Genomic DNA, 22182 nt, shown 5'->3' with positions numbered 1-22182 from the left:
AACCAACACTGGCAGAAATCAGACACTGCAGATCACCTTTGTTAGATAGCGGACGTCTGTACATTCCTTGCTGGCGTTTACACGAGCGTCGCGAGCCCGTGTAGCTGACACCCAAGCGAGAATGCAATTGCTCGGCGTTGTGATTGGGAACAAACGTCAGAGACCTTAAGCTGCCAACCATCAATTTGGAAGCGTCGCGGATGCGGTCGCCTACGGTTTTCAGCACTGGCGGTGCTGCGCCTCGCCTGGGCAGTCGCAGGAATCGCCGTGGGATTTGGGTTGCGCGCGAACAGAACGGCTGTTTTTCGCGGTCTCTTCCTGAACCGCACCCGAGCGTTTAAGTACGCGTTGTCCAAGAATGGACATCATCCAGAAACCATCGTCGAGGTGTCGCGCGAGATGGAATTCGATGTTCCCGCTCATTTGCAGATCGTCGGCACGAGCTCCGCCAACTAATACATCGACCCCAATTGAGAACAGGAGGCGAAATTCAATGCGCGCCAGCGGCCTCCTTCAATCTTGAAAATGAAATTGCAAGCTTCCCGGCCTTCAGACCCCAAAAGCTAGCAATCAAACCTTGCTCCGCTCCAAAATTGACTCCCGCTCAATGGGTTGGGCGGTTCTTCACGGCCGACTGTTTAGTTTTGTGGCGCCCAGTGCTGACCTGGATTGCAGGCTGGCAGCGGCGCTGTGCCTCGCCTGAGGCTAGCGTAAAGCCTATGTTTCCAGTGTGAAAGTCTCCTCGCGCGTCGCGCCGATCGACTGGAGGCGCCGCACGGCGCCTTCATTGCGTTGCCGCGCCGCGTATTGATACGAATTGATCGCTGCGTCCCGATCTCGTGCGGTGCCTCGGCCTGACATCAACGCGTCGCCCAGAGCAACCTGCGCTTCCGCCACGCCTCGCTCGGCGGCTCTCTGAAACCATTCCGTCGCCTTCGTCACGTCAGCCTCGCGCCCCTGTCCCCTCCCGAGCATGACGGCGAGGTTGTACTGCGCAACAGTATGCCCCTGCTCTGCAGCGGCCTCATACCAGTTCACACCCTCTGCAAGATCCAGGCGCACTCCATACCCCGTGCAGTACATAACGGCGAGCTGGAACTGTGCGGCTGCATGCCCCGCGCGCGCGGCCTTGGTCATCCACGATGATGCTGCCTGAGCATTCCCCACGCCGCTCTTCTGGTCCAGATGGAGAAGTCCAAGCATGTACTGCGCCTGGACATAACCGGCTTCCCCGCCCGTGTGAGCCATAGATTGCGCCTAATATATCGGCGGCCCCTCCGAACTTACCCATCTTCAGCGCGCCCAGTTGAAACGTCGCCGGAGGATGACCAGCCTCCGCGGCCTCTCCCAACAAAGAGTGCGCGTGTGCAACGTTATCAGCAGACGCATCCTGATGAACCAGGAAGACCGCATAGGCGGTCTTGGCGTCAGGATCTCCGCTACTGGCGGCCTGCTCAACCATTCCGACGCATTTCCTGATCTTTGGGAACGCCAGCACCGGTCGAATAGGGCTTTCCGAGTTGCACCTGTGCGGCGCTGACGCCGCCATCGGAGGCACGTTCGAAACCATTTTATCGCGGCCTCCAAGTTGCGCTGAACGCCGGAGCCGTTTAGATAGAAGATTGCACCATTGAACGCCGCAGTGGCATGGCCATTTTCGGCCGCGCGCTCGAACCACTTCGCGGCATGACGAATGTTGGGCGATGCACCGACACCAGTCGCATAGAACCGCCCTACGAAGAATTGCGCCTGCACATCGCCCCGCTCGGCCGCCTTCTCATACCAAATCGCCGCCTCCCGCAAATCGAGCTCGGCATCGGCTCCGCTCGAATAGAAATCGCGAGTGCCTGAATTACCGGAAGATAATCCTTCCGCACCGCCTTGCGCAGCGCGGTCTCGGCGCGATCGAGGTCTTTGGCGACGCCCTTGCCGCTGAGCCGTAACAGGCCGATGTTGTAGAGTGCGGTCGGATCATCATGCGTGGCGGCACTCTGGAATAGGCGAGCAGCCTCAGTCGGGCTCTCGGGCAAGCCCCCACCCTTCAGCGTCATGAATGCGAGCCCAATCTGCGCCCTCACGTGATCCTGCGCGGCGGCCTTGCCATACCAGATCGCAGCCCGGGCGAAATCGACGGGTACGCCGCGTCCCTGATAATAGACATCGCCGAGCGCGAACTCGGCAGGTGCAAACTTCTGATCGGCCGCCGCGTGATATCAACGAAGTGCAGCAGCGAAGTCCTTCGTGCACCCCTGCCCTTCGCTGTAGAGAGATGGAGTGCCCGACCGCATTGAAGCCGGAAGGCCCTCCTTGATGAATAGGCTCGGCGCGATGCAATTGACGTTTCCGCGATGGCTTCCAAGGATAACAGCTTCTCTCACTAACGCGAAAAGTACAGGGCTCAAGCGTGGTCGCACTGAAGGGAAGTGAAGGAGTACCATCAATCCGAAGAGTACCATCAATCAGAAGAGTACCATCAATCATCAGCTTTAAGTAGACGATAGTTGGACAGCTGCAAACAGATCGGCTTCATCAAATCGGCCTTGAACTTTCCGCGCCAGGTATGTCGCACCGTCTGAATCAACCCTAAAGAATATGATCGTACCGGCGTTTCCGAGAACGGCGTGACGCACCTCTGGTTCAAGCTGATGGAGGTATTGGTGGGCGACTGTAAAGCCGACCCGATACTTGCGAAGCTCTGAGAACATATTCGCGATGGCGAGCGTCGTAAAGTGTTGAGACTCGTCGACGTAGACAAAGAACGGACGCCGTTCATACTCGGGTAGGTCGGCGCGGCTAAACGCAGCAAGCTCGAGCGTAGTGACGAGCAATCCGCCCAGGTGTACGAGCTGTCCTCACCGATTTGCCCTTTGGCCAGGTTCACCAGTAGTACTTTGCCCTCATCCATGATTTGCCGCACATGGAGACCCTGCTGGGGAGCGGTTAGAAGTCTGTTGAGTATCGGATCTGAAAGGAAGGCGCCCACTTTGTTCTGGATCGGCGCCGTGCCGTCGGCACGGTAGCCAAACGAGAACCGCTTCAAACTCTTTTATGAAGAACGTCCGAACCGACTCGTTTTTCAATTGTCGCGCAATCTCGGCGCGGAATTTCCGGTCCGATAGGATGCGCATCGTGGCGTGCCGTTGCTCCTGCAGCGGCATCAAAACGTTGCGAAAATGTGCTCATGCGAACGCCCCATGCATCCGGCCACATTTTCTTGAATACTTCGATGAAGCCAGAAGCAGCGAGCGCGATCCGATCTTCACGGACATGCCGCTCCGGTACAGTCTTGCCAATGATGTAAAGGTGCGAGAAGCGGTCTTCGTCCTTGATCGCAAAAGGGCAATTGCCGTTGCGGTAATCGGTGCTAGCGAAACGTGTTACTCCGGGTGACATGAGCCACATTGTCTCGCTCCGCGCGCACTTAAAGAGAGGCTTTAACGCCTTACCAGGTCACGTCGGGCTCGTGACCCACGAGCACGATTTCGCCCCTCCACTCAATTGGCGTCAGTCGCGAAATCGTTGCAGACTTGATCTTTCGACGTTCCACCCCGCCATCCGGGACCAGCCATGCATGTCCGGGTCTCGGTGGCGAGGCGGAGGCATCGCGACGAGCGCCCATACGGTCGATTGAGCATTTTATCTAACTTCGCTCAGTAGTGGGAGCTATGCGGGAAGCTGGGTGATGACGGCCTGAGATAGCGGCGTATCGAGGCGGGTGTCGAGCCTGCCAGAACGTCTCAAGGAGAGCGATACGCCATGAATGAGACATTGTGCCGCTTCGTCAGCCCGACGAGATCAACGATCCACTGACGGATATCCTGCGAGCGGGCGCGCAGCAGCTTTTGGCGCAGGCAATCGAGGTCGAAGTCGCGACGTTTCTTGCCACGATCAAGGACTTGAAGCCGGCCGACGGGCGCGCCCGCGTGGTGCGGCACGGTCGCGGGGCCCGGCGCGAACGATCCAGACCGGCATCGGCCCCGTCGAAGTCGCACGGGCGAAGATTCGGGACCGCGGCGCGGCCGGGGATGGCGAGCGGATCCAGTTCAGCTCGGCGATTCTGCCGCTGTGGGCGCGACGGACCAGGAGTTTGGACGCGCTGTTGCCGGTGCTCTACCTGCGCGGCATCTCGACCGGCGACTTCCAGGAGGCGCTGACGGCCCTGCTGGGTAAGGACGCACCGAACCTGTCGCCAGCGGTGATTTCCCGGCTGACGGCCGAATGGCAAGGCGAGTACGAGCGTTGGCAGAAGCGCGATCTGTCGGCGCGGCGCTACGTGTATGTGTGGGCCGATGAGGGTCTTCCTGCAGGCGCGCATGGAAGACCACGGCGAATGCATGCTGGTGCTGATCGGCGCAACGCCGGAAGGCAAGAAGGAACTGATCGGCTTTCAGGTCGGCGTGCGGGAGAGCACGCAGAGCTGGCGCGAGCTCCTGATCGACGTCATGCAGCGCGGATTGCAGATCGCCCCGGAAATCGTCGGCGACGGCGCGCTCGGCTTCTGGAAGGCGCTCGATGAGGCTTGTCCTGGCACCCGGCACCAGCGATGCTGGGTGCACAAGACAGTGAATGTCCTGGACAAGGTCCCGCTCTCGGTGCAGGCCAACATGAAGACGGACCTGCGCGAGATCTACCGGGCGCCGAACCGGGCGGCCGCCGAAGCGGCGATCGATGTCTTTGCCGAGAAATACCGCGCCAAGTATGGCCGGGCGGTCGAATGCCTCACCAAGGACCGCGACGCGCTGCTGACCTTCTACGACTTCCCCGCCGAGCATTGGGACCATCTGCGCACGACGGATGAGATGGACAAGCGATTTCTTCGTCGCCGAGACGACGACTGCGGAGATCGCTGTAAGTCCATTCTTTTGTTCGGCTGCGCTGCGGGCCATTCTTCCGTCCCGGCCACCGATCTCGCAGCCGCCGCGCGCCGGGGCGGTCAAGGCTGGCCGCATCTGCGACCACCGGAAGGCTTGGCCTTGACCGACCCGAGCACGGCGGCACACTGGCAGTGGAACGGGACTGCATTCCTGGCTAGAACTTGCCATCAGCCGCGATTATGGTTGTTGGGCGCGGGCGACCTCGTGGCGAAGCGTGACGCGTCGGCTGCAAGCGTCACCGGACTGTCTATTTTGTCCTGCCGAACTGAGGCGCTCGCGAGCCACTTTTTGGGTGCCGCGACTTCCATTGCGACATGAATCGTTCGTAGCTTTGCTCGGCCTGGGCGGCAATCAACATCTCGCGGTCGCGCAGCGGCTTGATGTTGTAGGCATAGGCTGGTCCACGGCGGCTCCCTTTCTGTTGTGGATGTCCGGCCTGAAGTTGCATCGCGCGGGTCTTGTTGGCGACTAGCGCCGGGCGCGCCCACAGGTAATCCCCGCCCTTTGTCAGCAAGTGCCAGCAGAGCACAGTGAGCTTCCGAGCCACGGCCACCGCGGCGATCTGATGGCCGCGCCGCGCGCGGATCCGCACGAAAAAAGCATGCAGTGGACCGGGCGCCTTGCCCGCTGCCCAGGCCGCTTCGACCAGCATGGCGCGCGCATGACTGCGGCCCATCTTGCTGATACGGCCGTGGTGGGCTGCTCCCAACCCGGACTGCCGCACCCGCGGGTTCAGCCCGAAATAGCTCACCAGCTTCTGCGGGCTGTTGAACCGGCTGATGTCGCCGATCGCCGCCACGATGCCGGCGGCGACCACCAGGTTCACGCCGGTGATCGTCATCAATCTGTTGACCGCGGAATCCTCGATTGCGTCCCGCGCGATCTCGCGGTTGAGCAGGACCAGGTCTTCCGCCAGCCGGTCAAGCTCACGGACATGTCGGTCGATGGCCGCTCGCTCATCGTCCGGCAACTGTTGAGCGGCCAACCATGCCCGGCCGCGGGCGTTGAAAAGATCGGCATGCGGGCACTTCGGGATCAGGTGCGCGTGCAGGATCGAATGCACCTCGTTCTTGAGCCGCGTGCAATGCCGCACGACCTGGTAACGCCGCGCCACCAGCCTACGCTTGCGCTCTGTCTCCGCGTCAGGCGTCCAGATCTGCCGCAGGTATCCCGCCGCCTGCAGACTGGCGAGCGTGCCGGCATCGACCTTGTCGGTCTTGACGTGAGCCTGGGCGATCGCCTTCACCTGCAACGGATTGGCGATGATCACCCGCGCCACGAATGGCGCCAGAACCCGCGACACCGCGCAGGCGGTTACCAGTCGCTTCGAGCACCACCTCATCATCGGCCAGCAGGGTTTTGCCAAATCCCTCCAGCGCAGTCCGCGTCATATCAATGCGACCCGCATGTCGAAGCCTGCCGTTCTCCCAAAATACCACCTCCCCGAAGGTTCGGTGAACATCAATGCCATTATCCGTCGCATTCGCACCTCCTCTGCCGAACACATGACGGGAGCTGCGGGCGACACGACAACTACGGATTCGCGCTCGCGGCGCAACCGGGCGAGTCGCAGAGGCGGCCAGCTACTAACTCGAGCTCTCGGCTTATCGTGTGCATCGGCCTGCCCGCACTTCGTGCTCCACAGAGGAGAACGATCCTCATGGCGAGCACGGCTTCGGAAGCTTCGACTTGGTGGGTCAAAAGGTCTTCTGGAAGATCGACTACGACACAGGAAGATGCAGCAAGGCTCCGAAGATCCAAGCGACTCGGAAAGGACATTGCGTGTCCTCAGGCTGATGTTGGCAAGCGAGTACTGAACAGAACAAGAAATGGTTCGCCTCCTATCCAGACGCTGCGGAAGAATGCTCCAGCAGGACGAAGCACCGTGGCGGGGAACATCGGAAGCCCTGCCGAACCCTCAGGGTTAAGCGCGCGATCAGTGCGCACATTTGCCTCGGACACTGCTTGTCCAGCCCTCGCCACGGCGAGGGCTTTGTATGGATCCTGAATGGTGGTAAGTAGGCTGCTCTAGCATTCGTTCAGATCACATGACTCCGAGGCGCATTTGTCTAGCGCGCGATATGGAGATGACACCGAACAGATCTCTTTTTCCGCGGAGGCGGAGTGGCGCAAATGGGATCTGCATGTGCATAGCCCAGCGTCAAACAATTTCAGTGGCGATTGGCCGGCATTTGTCATTCAGCTCGGAACCTCCGACCGGCGTTACTAGGGTCCCCGGTATCGTATGTCCGAACACAAACGCGGAGCCTTGCTTACCATCGAGGTGGCGTTCTCGGCTCTTACGCTATCGCTACCGCTCACCAAAAACTCGTTCAGTAAGTGCTGTTTGATTGTCGCGGCCTCCCGCTCTCCCTGTGAGGCAGGCCAAAGAATGCGCTCCGCGATCTCCAGCGCAGAGCGGTGCTCCTGCCCGATGAACGTGGAGCTAGCAAGTACTTCATCAAGGACGTTGCGGAGCATCTGCACCGTAGCAGCGTCGTAAACCATGCGCGAATACCCATCCCGACAAATCAATGAGCAAAAAACACTGCGCGTCACTCCGACCAGCAGCGGCAAGTTGTCGGACCAAACTACGTAGCACGCTTTGATTGCAGGTTTATGACCAAGCGTTTCCTCGTGACACAACGCGCCTCTCTCTGCACTGACAGGGTATACCCGTCCTACCGTCGGGATTGGGACATCGATGTCTTGGAGATGACGTAGTTTAAATTGTCTAGCGGCTCTTGCCCGAGTGAGAACTTCGAGTGTCCGTGTCAGATAATTTGAGACTGGCCAGGCTTTTCGAGAAGGGGGGCTCCTAGGCTTAATCGAGTTTGACGCTCTTTCTGGCCCAGGCGAGGACCGGGGCAATCATGAATCCGCTGCCATTAGCAGCCACAGGTTCCGCTGTTTGCGCTGGCACAGACCTTGCACCCACTTCGAACGAGGTTGGCAGTATAGGAAGCCCATCGGGTGCGCATCTGCGGTGACCTGCCACTGCATTTTCAGCCAGCGGCAGTTAGAGTCTCGGGGTTTGTACGCCAAGTGGCGCGGGTGGAGCAACGGACGATCGGCGGAGCTGGTCGGGGTTGCGCAGCCGATCGTCCGTTGCGGTGAGTTGGGCGGCGTAGGCCGCGGGGGTCGGGTATTTCAGCGACGAGTGGGGGACGCTGGAGATTGTAGTCGGCGACCCAATTGCCGACCTTGGCGCGGGCGTCATCGAGATCGAAGAACAGGGTCTCGTTGAGTAGCTCATCGCGCATCCGGCCATTGAAACTCTTGACGAAGCCGTTCTGCATCGGCTTTCTCGGTGCGATGAAGTGCCAATCGATGGCTGCGTCCTTGCACTAAGCGAGCATGGCGTTGCAGGTGAATTCGGTGCCATGGTCGGACACGATCATTCCTGGCTTGCCGCATCGCTGGACGATCGCCGTCGGTTCGCGGGCCACGCGCCGCCCCGAGATTGAGGTCTCCGGAATGGTGCTCAGGCATTCCTTGGTGACGTCGTCGACGATGCGGAAGCGTCGGCCATTGGCGAACTGGTTGTGGACGAAGTCCAGCGACCGGCGCGCGTTCGGCCTCGCCTCGACCAGGATCGGGGCACGGGTTCCTACAGCTTTGCGGCGAGCCCGCCGCTTGCGGACGGTGAGCCCTTCCTCGCGATAAAGCCGGTAGCGGATCATCTTCCGAATCCGCCCCCACGATCGAGCGGGCCCGCCGTTCCGACAGGCTCATGACAGCCTGCAGATGCGCGATCGAAGCGCGCTTTGCGGCGGGCCCTACCATTTTTTTGAAAGGAGCTCGCGAAGTGCGGGCGCATCGAGCATCTGCTCGGCCAGAAGCTTCTTCAGCTTCGCGTTCTCCTCTTCCAAGGCCTCAGCCGCTTCGCTTGGGAAACGTCCATGCCGCCGAATTTGGCCTTCCAATTGTAGATCGCCGCCTCGGAAACACCGTGCTTGCGAGCCAGATCGGCTGTCTTCGCCCCAGCCCCATGCTCATTCAATACCGCGATAATCTGCTCTTCCGTGAACCTTGCTCGCTTCATCTGTCCGTCCTTCTTCGGGCCGGACTCTAACTCCTTCTGGAGGAAATACGCATTGGCAGGTCACAATCGGTACAGGCGGCCGGCTTCGCTCGGAATCCACGGCCGACTTCGTCGGAATGCGCACCCCTGCCAGGAACGACAAACTTGAAGCAGTTTGGTCTACCTCCTCGTGAACAAGTCACGCCCCGTCATTTTATGAAACTGCCAGTCCGATCCCACGTAATATAGTGTCCACCCAGCTGGAATCTTATTAGTAGCTACACGACCATTCCAAATCGTGATTGTTTTGCAGTCTGGGGCCGCGGGTGCCGTCCAATTGACGTAGAAATCTATTCTGTTTGCCGTGACGACGCCTGCGACAGGGTAAGGCTGTCCGCGGCACGAAAATCCAGTCGCGTTGTTGACATACGTTCCCGCGAAATTCCCTGTTGACGGGTCTAGCATCTGGATCGAGAGAAACGAGCCCCTTTGATTCACCCATGTGGAGGGGACGGGCAACTGCGCGTGAGCAGATACCGATATGACGGCAAAGAGCAGAAGCACAAACAAGCGTATCATGGTATTCCCCTAGGCATTAGGCAACTGCACAACGCTGCCGGATATAGATTCGCTCTCATGATGCGGCCATGCAATTCGCTTCCACAATCAACCCAGAAGCGCACCTCGTCCACGAAAAGTTCTCGCTTTGTAGTTTCGCCAGGTTCTCCAGAGGTGGATTTGCCGACGGCCTTATTTCGAGCGACGTTGGGTATCGACCTCTTGAGAATGCTCAAAGAGCGAACGAAGCAGTGGGTCACAGCGTCTTGAGGTATTCGAGCAGCGCCTTTTTGTCTTGTTCGCTCAAATTCGTCCCGTACTCGTGGCCGCATCGGCTGTTTCCAGAATTGATGTCATTACAATCCGTGACGGATAGTGAGTCACTTTGAGGCTCCTGAGCGGCGGCAAGACCAACGTTTTCGATGTCGTACTTCCGTCCAATGCTAAACTGCGATTTGCGCTGCCCGGATGGTTTGAGCAATTCCGCTAGGGTAGGAACCGAGCCGTTATGAAGATAAGGTGCGGCGGCCCAAATGCCCTGCAGAACGCGGGCCTCGTAGGCGCCCCATTGAGGGAGTCGACTGCGCGATGCTTTTTCCGCCCCCTTCCGCTTGGCTTTTTTGATCTCTTCCGAAGTGCTGACAGCGTCGAACGCCGTTACCAGATCCTGCAGGGTCGGCGGTAGTCGTACCAACCCCAGAGACTCCGGGGTCTCCGACGACCCCGGATCTGGTGACGCCGCGACCCGTGCGTTGGTGGAAGGGGCACCACCGGCTAGCAGGTGTTCTGCGATCGAACCAATGACCGAGGTCGCGAGAATGTTAAGAACCTGATCCCTTTCCTTAAGAGGAGCGGTTGCGAAGGGAATGTACGCTCCGTTCAGGACGCCTGTCTTCGCTTTCCAGGCGAGAACATCGTACTCACGTGTATCGGTACCGACGTTCTGGACCACGGTTCTCCACGTTTTGATGAATGGAAAGCGCTGCTCGCCGTCTTCAATCCCATGACAACCGCTGCATCCCCCTTCATCCGAACCTCTTTCGAAAATCATCTTACCCCGGATGGCTAAGGCAGCGTCAATCTTCCAGGGCCATTTCGGAGGGCCGATTCGCTTCACGAGGTTTTCAAGCTCGCTAAGGCCGTCGAAATTGGTGGAATTGCCATTGAGGAAATTGATGACCGCTCCCTGACGCTTCGGCTCGAACGTAGCGAACACCCCTAAAACCTCGCCAACGTTCCGGGCCAGCCCCAAGATGTCACTTCCGTTCTTTGCAAATCCCGGCCATTGCGTCTTGTCCTGCCGCGGCGCATTCCAAAGGAATGGGTATCTCACGGGAGCGTCAGCGGTTTTTATGTTTTTCGGGATCATGAAAGCGGGTGGCGGACCGATGTCCAGTCCGGATAACCGGTTGAAGATCATCCCGACAGCATCCAGACGGCCTACTCCCCAGCCGCTTTTGGGCAGGGCTCGCACCACAAGCGTGTGAAACCGCAAGTACCACCTGTCTACCTGCCGGCGAAGATCCTCAAGATCAGCCGTATCGGGATTTGCGGACTGCAGAACAGCTGCAGCAAACGGAGCAAACGAGTCATCGCTAGCAAGCACATCGCCGACAGCCTTGTCCAAATCACCAAGCAGCGTGTAGAAGTCCACGAGTCCGGGACCGCCATCGACACGATACACATTGCCTTCCACTTCGATCTGGCGCGTATGACATGCGGAGCAGGTCATTCCGACAATTTGGAAACCTTCAGGACCGGAGGCATGAAAGCCGACGGGAAGACTGGCCTTGTTGCCAGGATTGGGGAGATAGCCGTACCGCGACAAACCATCGGCGAGGAACGGTTGTCCGTTCCTTTGCTTTATAGCCTGCATCCAGGAGAGCGCGATCAAACGCGAGCCCTGATCGCGCACATAGAAGTCCGCTCTCGCCGTCGCGGTCCACTCTGCACCTTGGTCAACGTAGAATGGAATAGCGCCCGCGCCCTGTGCGCTCGATCTTGTCGTGGTAGCAACGGTTGAGCCGATCAGAAAGAGGACACGGAGCATCGTATAGCCCACCGTCTTTTAAACTCGCCCGAAGAGTTGTTCGCGGCCTAAGGCCCCTCTCGCCGTTGCGGCAAGTTGATCTCAGTCCTCTAGCCTAGCCTCAGACGGCAGTCTAGCATCAGAGGGCAGGTCGCTTGATGATTTGGTATTAAAGACCCATCAAGTTCAACCTACCAAGTTTTGTCGTGATGTCGGCTGCCTCTGCATCGCCCACCAATGGAAATCTCAGAACCTGCGCCTTTATCCGAGGGCTCGCGCATGGCCTCATGCGTCGCATCCAGACCCACACAGCCGTCAGCCCGCCCTTGGCCTGCACCGCTGCATCGCGCCGGTCGGTTTTTACTCGATCCCCGGCCTTCATCGGGATCAGCGAGGGATCCACGACGTGGCATTCGTGCCCCAGTCCGTTCAGTTGTCGCGATGCAGGCCATATCTGCAGAGTCCGGCGGGCTCAATACGGTGCGCCTTCGAGCACCCGGCGAGCCAAATCGTTCTGCAGGACTACATTCATGCCGTGACCGACGCTGAGGTCCGTGTGGACTGTTTGTCCAAGCGATCGGGGAGCTGGCGCCACAATGGTCGATCACGCCATTTGTAGAGGCCCTGCAGGCCATGCGTTCTGGCCCACGACGAGGACCAGAGCATGAAGCGTAGCCGCTTTACGGAAGAGCAGATTATCGGGATCTTGAAGGAGCACGAGGCCGGGGTGTCGGTCGCCGATCTATGCCGCAAGCACGGCGTGAGCGACGCCAGCATCTACAAATGGAAGGCCAAGTACGGCGGGATGGACGTCTCCGAGGCCAAGCGGCTGAGGACGCTGGAGGAGGACGAGAACACGAAGCTGAAGCGGCTCCTGGCTGACGCCATGCTGGACAATGCGGCGTTGAAGGACCTTTTGGGAAAGAAGTGGTGACGCCCGCGGCCAAGCGGAAGGCTGTCGCGCATCTCGCGACACCACCTCGCGCCGCGCGCCCATACTGATCTTTCCCGCCATAGACGCCACCGAACCAATTCGATGGCACCGACCCAATCATCGGCGAGAAGTTGTCCAGTAACATTCTGGGTGAGGCAATGCGCCCCCTCCAGTTAGGTCTGTTGCGCTGCCTGCTTTGGAATGAAGCAGGTGGTTGGGGATGCTGGTCGTGGAGACGATTGCGCGGATAGACAGGAATGAACCGGTTATAGCGGGTGATCTCTGGTGTCATCAGGGAGAGGTGCACCGGCAGTGGCTTCCTGCGAAGCTGTTTGGAAAACAGCTATCGAACAACGACTATTGCAGGAAGATTGTCTAACTATCCTAGTGGCGGTGCATTGGGGATTCCAGTGGACAGGTATGTGCACCGAAACAAAAAGAGTGAGTCGCAGCGACCCGCGTTTCGCACCTTCGACCAAAGACTCTTGCGCAACGCGGCAAAGCAAGCTCGGAGTCCCGAGACCGGTTAACAACGGCACCCGGGAACGCATCAGTGATAGCGGTGCCGAAGGCAGATGCTTTCCCGGGTGCCTCCGGCGAGGGACACAAGTTTCTGGGCTCAAGACCGATCAGGACGCAACAGTCGACGAGCACGCTCCTGAAGTGCCAACGCCGCAGGCACTTGCTTGGCCACCAGAGCGTCAATGATGGCGAGGAACGTCGAGCGGGCGGCCGGGGTGCCAGAAAGTATTGAAATATCCTCGGCTAGAATGACGTCGAGCAAATTGACCAGTGAGTCCAGTGCAGTGGACCGCCAGCCGATATAGACCGGATCATTTCCGACAAGCACGGCGTGAATCCAGCTCAGGCCGTCCAGGCGAAGCAGCTTGCCAGTCGAGGAGCTCAAGAACGAGCAAATAGCCTTTACGTTGTCGTCATCTTTTCGTAGATGCCGCGAGGCCCAAACTTGGTAGAGCGGCTTGAACCCCAGCACGATTGTTTGAAACGCGGGATTAGCATCCAGGGAGTCGGTGGCGTAGCAGCCAAACACTTGAGTGAGAATCCTCTGACCGTAGTACCAAGGATTGCCGTCGCCCCAGGTCGGAGATCCCAACGCATATTCAATCATTGGCCGCCAGCGCGTTCCAAACTCTACCGGATCGGCTTTTTGCGCTTGGGCAAACCAAGATTGCAAGAACTGACCCACCGCATAGTGTGCAGGCGCACCCAAGACGAGGACCGGTTCCCACATTTGCATGGCGGATTGTGAAGGCTCCTGCATTGCGCGCTTCGCGAGTTGATCGAGCAGGCTGTAACCGATTTGGGTTGGGCCCGGATCGTCATTGCGCTCGTCAACAGAACGGTGGCGAAGCCACACCTCATACGACCAAAGGGACAGAAGGAGTCTGCGTTCTTCTGCCGAATCTGCTGAGGCACCCAGCGGCGCCTTCTGACCGTCAGAAGGCGTGAGCCAAGCAAATGCGGTTTCCAGGAATGACCAGTCGAGACCCTCTGAACGTCGTTCTTCGGGTGGCATACGACTGTGCCAATCCTGTTTGTCAAACTCGCGGTTCCAGCGCGCGCGTTCAAGCTTCTCGACACGATTGGCAATATCTACCGCTTCGATCCTCTTAGGAGATGAGGAATAGCCATTCAGGCGCCAGGCGCGGAACCGTCTGAGCCAATTATTCCAAGCGACCGCTTCCTCATCAAAGCCCGGCCGAAGAATTGAGAGCCCCGCCCACAGAAGGCCAAGGTCTACCAGCCTCGCCCATCTGCCTCCCAGCTCTTGGCGGTGCTGATGTGCTAGACCGAAAAGCAAAGTCTCCGCACCCCGATTCCCGCTGGTCATGAGTCTCATGACGGCAGCGTCGGTCTCGGAACTGGGGTTCTTGAGCCATTGGTGAAATAGGGCATACGTCAGAAACGACAGATCGTCGCGCCAATCGTGCCGAGCGCTACGCAGGGCCTCGGCAGTATGACCAATAGCCATAACTTCTGCGGCGATGATGCCATCGACAACCCTTTTTGTTTCCTCGTGCTGTTGGAGCCACTCCGGGGCCTTGGCTATCAAGGTGCTTGCGACGGCAATTCTTGCCCGTTCCTTGAAATGATCTTCGAGTTCCGTCTCGTTGTCGATAACCGTGAAACAACCCGCAAGCCGATCGGCATCCTCGCCCTGCAGTGAGTGAGGTTGGCCCAAGACCCTAAGGCAGTAGTCAGGGAGCAGCACTATCGTCTGGCCAGCAGCCTTTGACTGCTGAAATGCGTCTATGTCGACGAGCAGTCGCTCGGGATATTTAAACTCCCGTTTCTCTGCATTGGTGCTGGTATCGACCGTGACGGAATAATTATTGCTATCAAGTCGTGCGGATAGGATTCGTTGCTCTAATGCAGCTTTTTCATCAGTGGAGGTCTTCCACGCGGTGCAGGCACTCCTCACAAACTCGGCAAAGCTTTGATTTGCGCCGATAAGGTCTATGACGGTGTCGGTCATGGAGACTTTATGCTGAGGAGCAAAGTGCCAGTCCCGAGCGATACCGAAGATTAGTTCACCAAGTCGAGCCAGCTGCATCCCGTCGAAATACATCGGCAACGATTTGACGAGGTTTTCATCCCAACGATAGAGGTGTTCGCTTGCGGCCAGAGGCTTAAGAACTCCGAGAAAAAGCTCCGGCTTTAGCTTTCCGATATTTGCCAGCACCGCCAGTACGGCAACCGAGTTTGTACTTGTAAGTATTCGCTCCAGGAGCAGGTCGACATCTTCTCCTGCTGATACCAGCAGCGACAACCAACGTTCAAGAGCGGCCAGTCCGCTGCTAAGCTGACCGGCAAAGCTGGAACTTGATAGGCACCAATCATAGACCCGACTGTTGCCAAAAAATTCCTTTTCGGTACCGTCGTTCAAAATCAGCTTGATGCTCGGATAGCGCCCCTCTGAATGTCTCTTAACCTCGTGTATCCACCGATCAGTACAAAAGTTGATGAGCTTCGTAAGGGCATCAAGAGCTGCGTCTCGATCAATCTGCAGGAAGGAGAAGAAGGGACTTTTCCAGAACCCAGTGGGGTACGACTGATGGTCATACTGTAGTCCGACGTTGTCACGGAATCGAGATGTCCCGTACTCCTCTTCAGGCTCACCTTCGATGACAATCGCCAACAATAATTCGGCTGCAATCGACGACCGAACCCTCATCAGGGGGATAAGTGCTGCGCCGTTTGCGCAGGCATCCCGGAAGTGATGGTCAACGCGCCCCTGCGGTCCGAGAGACCATGGAGGTAGCTTCCGGCCCGATCGAGTATATGGCACATGGGCGGACTGGCGACGCTCATGCCTCTTCCGATACTCCTCATCCGTCCGGAGTTTCTCTTCATGCTCGATTGCTTGTTTGCGTCTATGCTCGGCCACCGCTGCCGCGAGAGTCGCGTCTAGCGGGCGACGTCGGGCCATTTCGAGAGCCCATTGTGACACTTGGTCCGGAAGGTCGGGAGCTCCTGCAAGCGCCGCCGTGCAGATGTCCTTCACGGAATCATCCGCAAAGATTGTTCCTTTTCTCTGCTCCAATTGAACGGCACGCGCAGTGGCCAATGCCAGTTCCGCGAACTGGGTCCGGAGAAGAAACGGAGTGCCCGCGTGCATCGCTGGGAATCCGCTTAACCACCTCTCGCAGACTTTAGCCACTGTGGACGAGTAGAGGGCAGCTATTTTGCCTTGATGCGTCCGGAGGAAGCGGGCCAACGCAACCCAGCGCCCTGGAATTGGCGTACGAAACTGGGCCTCCAAATAAAGAGAAAAAGACGGATCGGCGTAGAGAACGTCGCCGAGCAGCTTGGACGGCCCTCCTGGTACGGTCGCCACATGCAGAAAGCGGCGGAGCAAACGCATAAGTAGTTTGCCGTGGTCTCGGAGGAGAAGGTCGACGCGTTCTGTCAAGAACACCTCGGCATTCGGATCTAAGCAAAGAGCGTCCAGTAGGACATCGGCAGCGGTCGCATTTTCGGCCTTGCTTGTCACTGCTTCGAAGGCGACATCCCAGGCAGTTTGACCATCAGATGTCTGCTCCCGTAGAAGGAACCCTCCAAGCATGCGAAGAGCGCCCAACCAGAGCGGGTTGCTGGCTAGCTGTGCCCAGCTCCCCGTTTCGGAAGCAATTTCCTTAAGCCGTTGGAATCGAATCCAATCTGCCGCCAGGTCGTGCTCAAACTCAAAGCGATTGTACTTGTTGCGGCGAAGCGGAAGTTGAGGCGGCTTGTTTTCGATGGCCTGAACATCGCCCGGATCGAGCTTGCTCAGTTCGAAGCTATGCTCAAAGTTGGCTTCTCGCTCCGCCAGTACCATCAGAGTGCGCTGAAGCGTCAGCTTGTCGGCGGTCCAATACCGCCATAGGTGGTCAGCAATCGCAATGTGAGATGCGAGCGATGAAATATTCCCACCTTCGAACTGGGCCGCGGCCTGCACCACCCACGCAAGCGTGCGAGGATTGGTGAGAGCGAGCACAATTTCATCCCGAGCCGCAGCCCACCTCAACTGTGGGGCTGACTGCAATCCCTCCCGTACCTCGTCGAGAGAAAGTGGTTTTACTTCGTAGTGCTGCGGAAGCGTAGAGTTTCCGATCCGCTGAAGTTTGCCTTGCGACCAGCCATCTATTTGGCCGATTATCACAATGCGCCAACTCAATGAGGCGCTCTTGTTATGTTCGATGAGCGCCGAGACAAGGGATTGTGCCTTTGCAACGAGCTCATCGGAAAAGCGCTCAGCTGCGTCCAGCACAAGTACGTTGTCGGCATACGGGCTGAAGCGAAAAACCTCGTCCAGTGCGTGATCGAGGCCGATAGACTGACGACGAGCCGCGGAAAGAGCCCCGCCGAGGTCATCCATGGTGAGCCAGATCTGCTTCCAGCTTGGATAGCGTTGGTCTAGTGTTTGCTTCACGAGCGCTGATTTGCCGCTACCGGAGTCTCCAAATACGACGAGGACCGGATCTGCAGAGAAACGCTCCACCAAGACGTCACTCTCAAACTTGCGATCGAGAGAGAAGCCTGTTGGTAGTGCAGTTTGCACACCCGCCTTGTTGTCCGCAGTTATCGCGTCGAGCACGTTCCAGGAACGGTCATAGTTTAGATGGGGCTTCAATCTGAAGCGCTTGGTCAGCTTCGGCCAAAGCAGGTTTAGCTTGATCAAGCCATGAGATACCCGCGCGGCCTCGGCCTCGCTCACCAAAGCGTTCCACAGTTCGACTGCTTCTGGTTGGCTTCCGCTGACCAGCAACTTGCGGCACTGAACGATTGAATCGGCTCGATTCTGAGAGTTTGGCAGGTCGAAGTCGGTTGCCAACACTTCCAAGCGGGAGAGGAGGGCTATAACATCCTCGTCAGAAACGCTCTTGTCGACCGTTTGAATTGCAGACTTCGTGTTCTTGAAGATTCTACCGTGGGCAGCGGTCTGCTTTGCTCGTGCAAGAGCCAGCGGATTGTCTGGATGAGAGCACCAGGTCTTAATATCCGCCCAGAGTGGCTCGAACGCCTGATGCTTGCCGCGCGTGACAAGCATCAGCTTGTCTTTTGATTGATCGAAGGGGCTGGGTGGCCGTGGGGCTTTCCATTGCTGCCAAGCAGCGATCACAAAGCTATCTGGGAGACCAGTACCCGTAACCTGCATGTTGCTCTTGCAGGATAACGCTAGCTTAGAGCCAGCGGATTCGCTTACGGCAAGCAAATCATCAATCGTCCATCCCAGCGAACTGGTCTGCATTTGAAGGAGGTTGCCAAGTCCCTCGTCCCCAAGGCCTGGTATCGGTTCGCCGGATAGCATCTTGACGAGAAGGAAGGCAGCAATTTGGTCCTCAAAGACGAACCCGCCTCCACCGGTCGACCGCGTCGTCACCGATGATTTGCGCTTTTTGGTGGGGCTCGCTTTCTTGGATCTCTTCGCCATCATGCAAGATAGTATTTACTATCGCGTGGGTTGCCAAGGAATCTCATTCGGAGGTGGTGTCCATGTGTGGAGAGTGAGGTGCCTGGGAGTCCGTTGGTTGCTCGCTGCCTACGGTCAGTGAAGCGTACGTCGCATAACTGCAAACGTGGTGTCGGCTATGATTGCCTCGCATGCGTCCTGGGGCTGCGCCGTGACACTACGTAAGATCGGGAGATCACTACGGCGACCAACGTGCATCAATGCGGCCGAGACGACACGCAGCCCGTCGAGCGAAGCTTTTGAGGTTAACCAGCTAGAGATCTCGCCGACAAGTTGGTCAACGGTCGCTCCCGCCGCAAGGCAATCATCAAGCCAATGATTCATCCAAACAAGCCGATCTTTCTCAAGGAACTCATCAAGGGCTTTTCGGGTGCCGTCTCCTCCCAGCTGTTCCGCATAGTGGGGATGGGACACTAGCGGATCCAAATGCTTGCGTCGAAACTCGAACCATCCATGTGTATTGCAGCACTTCCAGAATTGATCGATAGAAAGCTCATCGAACAAACCGAAGTATGGGACTAAGGATTCAACCTGGGCCAAGCGATTCAAGCCCGAAGCGCCCCTTGCATTTAGGTTGTAGTGTGAGTCAATGAACCTCATGAAATTCTTGGGGTCAGGGCATTCGGACATCGTCTTTGCAACGAGGGACCGAAGCTCGGGCGTGGCCGTGTACAGTGCCGCCTGCACAAAGTATGGGACAAAGCGCAAGTGGTCCCAATGTTTGATGAGAAGCCGCTCTGCCACCTTCTCGGGCAGCCGCAAAATGTTCTCGGACGTCATCCAATCCGATTGACGTTCCGGCTTATCCCACCCCCGCACTGCCTTTTTTCCTCGCCGTGTGAGGGACTCATCAAGAGCTTCGGTCATTTCGTCGGACCATAGATAACGTCCTACTTGCCACCAGTAGTCGTCCCGGTTTGTCTTAAATTTGGGGAGTACATAAGGGATGGCTTGTTGATCTCCGCGCTTAAGTCGTTGAAATAAAGCCCTGTCGAATAGCTCGTCTTCGCGATCAATAGAACGGAGGATGTCCAAATCTCCTTCGGATTCTGATGCTGCCCACAGGCGAAACGCCTGTTCGCGGAGATACTTTTCTGCGTTGGTAGTCGTCCAGAGAGCAAGCAACCGCGATTTCGATGCAACCGACATCGGACCGAGCCCACGGCGACGATCAGGATCCCATCGGTCTATCGCGCTCATCGTAAAATGCGAAAAGCCGCCTGAGGCCGCCGCCCGTCGCGCTTTGTGTGCAAGCTCATGGGCGACAAATTCGAGTGTGTCGGGGTGATCCATTTCATGCAACAAATACAGGATCGGCCAATTCAGCTCTGCGTCTTTGGCCCGCTGAATTAGGTACTGCAAAGCGTGTATCGGCGGCCGCCTACAAAACGCAAACCTAACATTATTGGCAGCCATGTCATCTCGGGGGGATGGAAGTTTTCCATCCGTACTCGAGGGCAGCTTTGCCCAGGCGTTACAGACGGGCTCAAGAAGCTTTTGCGGGTCTGCGCCGCAACATTGCGCGCCAGCCCACAGGTAATCTTCGAGATGATTCTGACGTTCTACGTCCCGTGTCCAGCTGACGGCGATGGCGTTTGACAAGTCAGCATCCGCACAGTGACCAGCAAGCCGTAGTGCGCCAATACGGGAAGCTGTATCAAGGTTATCTCTTTCCAGCACTTCCGCCAGTTTAGAGATCAGATTCTTCCCAAAGCGCATCTTCGCATGCTCTAGCTGTGTGTCGCGCCATGGGGCATTAGTTCCAGGCTCAAGGCGATGACAGAGTTCAATCCCTCCGGAAACGTCACCGTTGCGTAAGCGGGCAAACCAAGCGTTCCAGCCTCGTTCCCGAAAGCGCCTGGCCAGGTCGACTACATGGGGCGCGTCGGTCTGCGCTAACACCCAAAGTGCTTGCCATCGAAGGTGCTGGTGAGCGCTAGCGTGGGCTTCCGTTCGATCCAGCCAAGAATTGACCTCTTTCAAGAGTAAAGCGGAATCCGTGGCATTCGAGCTGCCAATTCGACGAAGCGCGTAGAATAGCGCCAGCGGATTGATAGTGGCCACTCGATTGGCAAAGGGCACCATCGTGGTCGCGTCTGCTAATGCGCCTCCAATTATTTCAGCGAAAAACGGGTCTGACAGTATCGATTCGTCGACGGTTCCATCCCGCATCATCGAGGCGAGGCAGGAACTCAACAGGGATTCCCTCACTCGGTCATGACGAAATCGTAAGCGCCCGTGACCCAAATTAGAAGCAAGCCGGACGATCTCGCCGTGCTTGAGCAGTCGGCGAAGTATGTTCGTGACTGCTCCTGAGAGACCGAACCACGACGTAACATCATCCCATCCTGGCTCAAGCACCCGATGGGTCAGCATTGCCTCCGCAAGCGCTGATAGGCCGGACCGATAGTCCGGCGCAGTATATTCGGGCTGCGCGGAGGCTGCACGGGACAAACTAGAGGAAATAAAGTCCTCTAAGATACGATAGGGGTTGGGCACTTTGTTTGGGGCATGAAGGGCAATAAGCAGTGGGTCATGGCCAAGCACGCTGGAAATGGCATCGGCATCCATGTCGCTAAGAACGCGGCCTCCGAGCGCGGCACGACGTTGCACCGCTTGCCTGCTCTCAGCAATCGTGAGGGGGGCGCAGGTAACGGAGAGCGCTTCGATGCGCTTGCGGGCCTGATCCGTAAGAGAGAGAAGTACTTCAGGCCAAACTGGACATAGGACTTGCCACTGATCTGGAGCATCAGATTCGTCCTTGGTCGTTTCACTACGCCCGCTCCAGTTCGCAAGCTTTTCTAGAAGCTGAACGGGATTTCTGGAACGATTGATGTCCTCGACGACCAAAAGAAGCGAATGATGCCCCTCACATACTGCGCGGACATCGTCTTCAACACTCGATGCCAGTTGCGGATGAAGCTGCCGCAACGTCTGGCCTACCGCTTGATCGAGGTTAAGTGCGTTTTCCAGAATCTCGTGTGGAAGAAAGAGTCCATAACCTCCCTGATCAATGTGCTTTACCAATTTCTTGTAACAGGCAACAGACTTTCCGAAGCCGGATTCGGCTACAATAAAGGCGATGTCGTTGCGCGTAACATCCAGAATGCAATCGAGAGAGCGATCCACCCAGGCATCATTTTGATCGTCTGCGGGCCTGAAGTTTCGTGCGCTATCACGCGATAGCTTACTCAGAAGCTCACGCGACAGATGTTGGGGCTCGATACCAAGGAAAGTATGGCGCAACCATTGGCCTTGCGGTTTGTCAAGAAAATGCGCGAGGCGCGATCGCGGCCAAAGGTCGATTGTAATGCCGTGTTTCTTTGCCTCACCGTGCAGGTCTCGAACAAGCTCGACGGAAGGCTCTTGGTTGGTCGTCAGGACCAGTGTCGCTTCAAGTTGAGGATTTATAGCACGTTCCTCGGCGACTATTTTCGCAGTTTTGATGAGATCGCCTGCCGGTGCCGTGGGTCGACCCCCGCGACGAGGTTTCACCGTTGCTGGATCGTGCAACCACTTGGATTTTAGATCTGACGCTTTGGTCGTTGTGTGGTGAACAGCGACAAGCTGTGCAGGGAGGCCTCCCGAGACGTATGTAATGCCGTCGACAGGCGCTTTGACCGTTTTGCCATCAGCGTTCACGCCAGGGTGGACAAGCGACGAATACCGGCTATCTGCTTCACGCAGCACTGCAGTCGCGAGGCGTTCGAAGTGCCCTTCATCTGACATTTCTGCTAGCAATTTCGCGGTGCTGCTTGTCATGTCACTTTTGCTATTGATTCCATTGCT

Annotated in this window: 10 protein-coding genes and 5 pseudogenes; 4 read left to right on the top strand and 11 right to left on the bottom strand. The window is 57.6% G+C overall.

The genetic code is table 11. The features are described from left to right. Positions 1 to 231: 231 nt before the first annotated feature. Positions 232 to 456, top strand: a complete 225-nt coding sequence (locus tag DCG74_RS38020) for a hypothetical protein (protein ID WP_306558030.1) — start codon at positions 232 to 234, stop codon at positions 454 to 456. A gap of 261 nt (positions 457 to 717) precedes the next feature. On the opposite strand, the gene DCG74_RS38015 is transcribed toward DCG74_RS38020, so the two are convergent. From DCG74_RS38015 to DCG74_RS38000, 4 genes are all read right to left on the bottom strand, one after another. Next, a complete protein-coding gene (locus tag DCG74_RS38015; protein WP_246709112.1) occupies positions 718 to 1248 on the bottom strand; it encodes a tetratricopeptide repeat protein in 531 nt (176 codons plus the stop codon). 45 nt (positions 1249 to 1293) lie between these two features. After that, on the bottom strand, positions 1294 to 1803 hold the full coding sequence (locus DCG74_RS38010; RefSeq protein ID WP_246709113.1) for a tetratricopeptide repeat protein: 510 nt from the start codon (positions 1801 to 1803) through the stop codon (positions 1294 to 1296). Next, positions 1734 to 2051, bottom strand: coding sequence for a tetratricopeptide repeat protein (locus DCG74_RS38005; protein ID WP_246709114.1), 318 nt, complete (start codon positions 2049 to 2051; stop codon positions 1734 to 1736). Before DCG74_RS38005 ends, DCG74_RS38010 begins: the two co-directional genes overlap by 70 nt. A 985-nt stretch (positions 2052 to 3036) precedes the next feature. Further along, on the bottom strand, positions 3037 to 3402 hold the full coding sequence (locus DCG74_RS38000) for a hypothetical protein (RefSeq protein ID WP_172789580.1): 366 nt from the start codon (positions 3400 to 3402) through the stop codon (positions 3037 to 3039). A gap of 354 nt (positions 3403 to 3756) precedes the next feature. Between DCG74_RS38000 and DCG74_RS37995 the strand changes: the two are divergent. Further along, positions 3757 to 4814, top strand: a pseudogene (locus DCG74_RS37995) (IS256 family transposase); the annotation flags it as partial. Between the two features lie 307 nt (positions 4815 to 5121). Here DCG74_RS37995 and DCG74_RS37990 read toward each other — a convergent pair. Continuing rightward, a pseudogene (locus tag DCG74_RS37990) lies at positions 5122 to 6340 on the bottom strand (IS110 family transposase). A 145-nt stretch (positions 6341 to 6485) separates the two neighbouring features. On the opposite strand from DCG74_RS37990, the gene DCG74_RS37985 reads away from it, so the two are divergent. Next, positions 6486 to 6671 (top strand): DUF3768 domain-containing protein, encoded by a 186-nt coding sequence (locus tag DCG74_RS37985; protein ID WP_257187520.1) that lies wholly within the window; start codon positions 6486 to 6488, stop codon positions 6669 to 6671. Positions 6672 to 7893: 1222 nt separating this feature from the next. On the opposite strand, the pseudogene DCG74_RS37980 reads toward DCG74_RS37985, so the two are convergent. The 4 genes and pseudogenes from DCG74_RS37980 to DCG74_RS37970 form a co-directional block, all read right to left on the bottom strand. Further along, positions 7894 to 8919: pseudogene (locus DCG74_RS37980) on the bottom strand (integrase core domain-containing protein). A gap of 159 nt (positions 8920 to 9078) precedes the next feature. Further along, the gene (locus DCG74_RS39175) at positions 9079 to 9477 is read right to left on the bottom strand and encodes an avidin/streptavidin family protein (RefSeq protein WP_172789581.1); all 399 of its coding nucleotides are present in this window, start codon (positions 9475 to 9477) and stop codon (positions 9079 to 9081) included. Between the two features lie 235 nt (positions 9478 to 9712). Beyond that, a complete protein-coding gene (locus DCG74_RS37975; RefSeq protein ID WP_172789582.1) occupies positions 9713 to 11506 on the bottom strand; it encodes a di-heme-cytochrome C peroxidase in 1794 nt (597 codons plus the stop codon). Between the two features lie 251 nt (positions 11507 to 11757). Beyond that, positions 11758 to 11953 (bottom strand): annotated as a pseudogene (locus DCG74_RS37970) (IS110 family transposase); the annotation flags it as partial. A gap of 196 nt (positions 11954 to 12149) precedes the next feature. Between DCG74_RS37970 and DCG74_RS37965 the strand changes: the two are divergent. Next, a pseudogene (locus DCG74_RS37965) lies at positions 12150 to 12454 on the top strand (transposase); the annotation flags it as partial. A 584-nt stretch (positions 12455 to 13038) separates the two neighbouring features. Here the strand turns inward: DCG74_RS37965 and DCG74_RS37960 are convergent. Further along, positions 13039 to 18357 carry a hypothetical protein gene (locus tag DCG74_RS37960; RefSeq protein ID WP_172789548.1) on the bottom strand — a complete coding sequence of 1773 codons (5319 nt, stop codon included), beginning with the start codon at positions 18355 to 18357 and terminating at the stop codon, positions 13039 to 13041. 111 nt (positions 18358 to 18468) lie between these two features. Next, a complete protein-coding gene (locus tag DCG74_RS37955; RefSeq protein ID WP_172789547.1) occupies positions 18469 to 22155 on the bottom strand; it encodes a hypothetical protein in 3687 nt (1228 codons plus the stop codon). Positions 22156 to 22182 lie beyond the last annotated feature (27 nt).

The organism is Bradyrhizobium sp. WBAH42 (assembly GCF_024585265.1).
Lineage (GTDB): Bacteria > Pseudomonadota > Alphaproteobacteria > Rhizobiales > Xanthobacteraceae > Bradyrhizobium.
The sequence above is the reverse complement of the archived record's forward strand: the minus strand, read 5'-3'. Positions and strand labels throughout refer to the sequence as shown.

Excerpts from the sequence above, each read along its gene's own strand:
- DCG74_RS38015 (WP_246709112.1), bottom strand. The coding sequence starts at position 1,248 with ATGGCTCACACGGGCGGGGAAGCCGGTTATGTCCAGGCGCAGTACATG.
- DCG74_RS37960 (WP_172789548.1), bottom strand. The coding sequence starts at position 18,357 with ATGATGGCGAAGAGATCCAAGAAAGCGAGCCCCACCAAAAAGCGCAAA.
- DCG74_RS37975 (WP_172789582.1), bottom strand. The coding sequence starts at position 11,506 with ATGCTCCGTGTCCTCTTTCTGATCGGCTCAACCGTTGCTACCACGACA.
- DCG74_RS39175 (WP_172789581.1), bottom strand. The coding sequence starts at position 9,477 with ATGATACGCTTGTTTGTGCTTCTGCTCTTTGCCGTCATATCGGTATCT.
- DCG74_RS38000 (WP_172789580.1), bottom strand. The coding sequence starts at position 3,402 with ATGTGGCTCATGTCACCCGGAGTAACACGTTTCGCTAGCACCGATTAC.
- DCG74_RS37955 (WP_172789547.1), bottom strand. The coding sequence starts at position 22,155 with ATGACAAGCAGCACCGCGAAATTGCTAGCAGAAATGTCAGATGAAGGG.
- DCG74_RS38005 (WP_246709114.1), bottom strand. The coding sequence starts at position 2,051 with ATGACGCTGAAGGGTGGGGGCTTGCCCGAGAGCCCGACTGAGGCTGCT.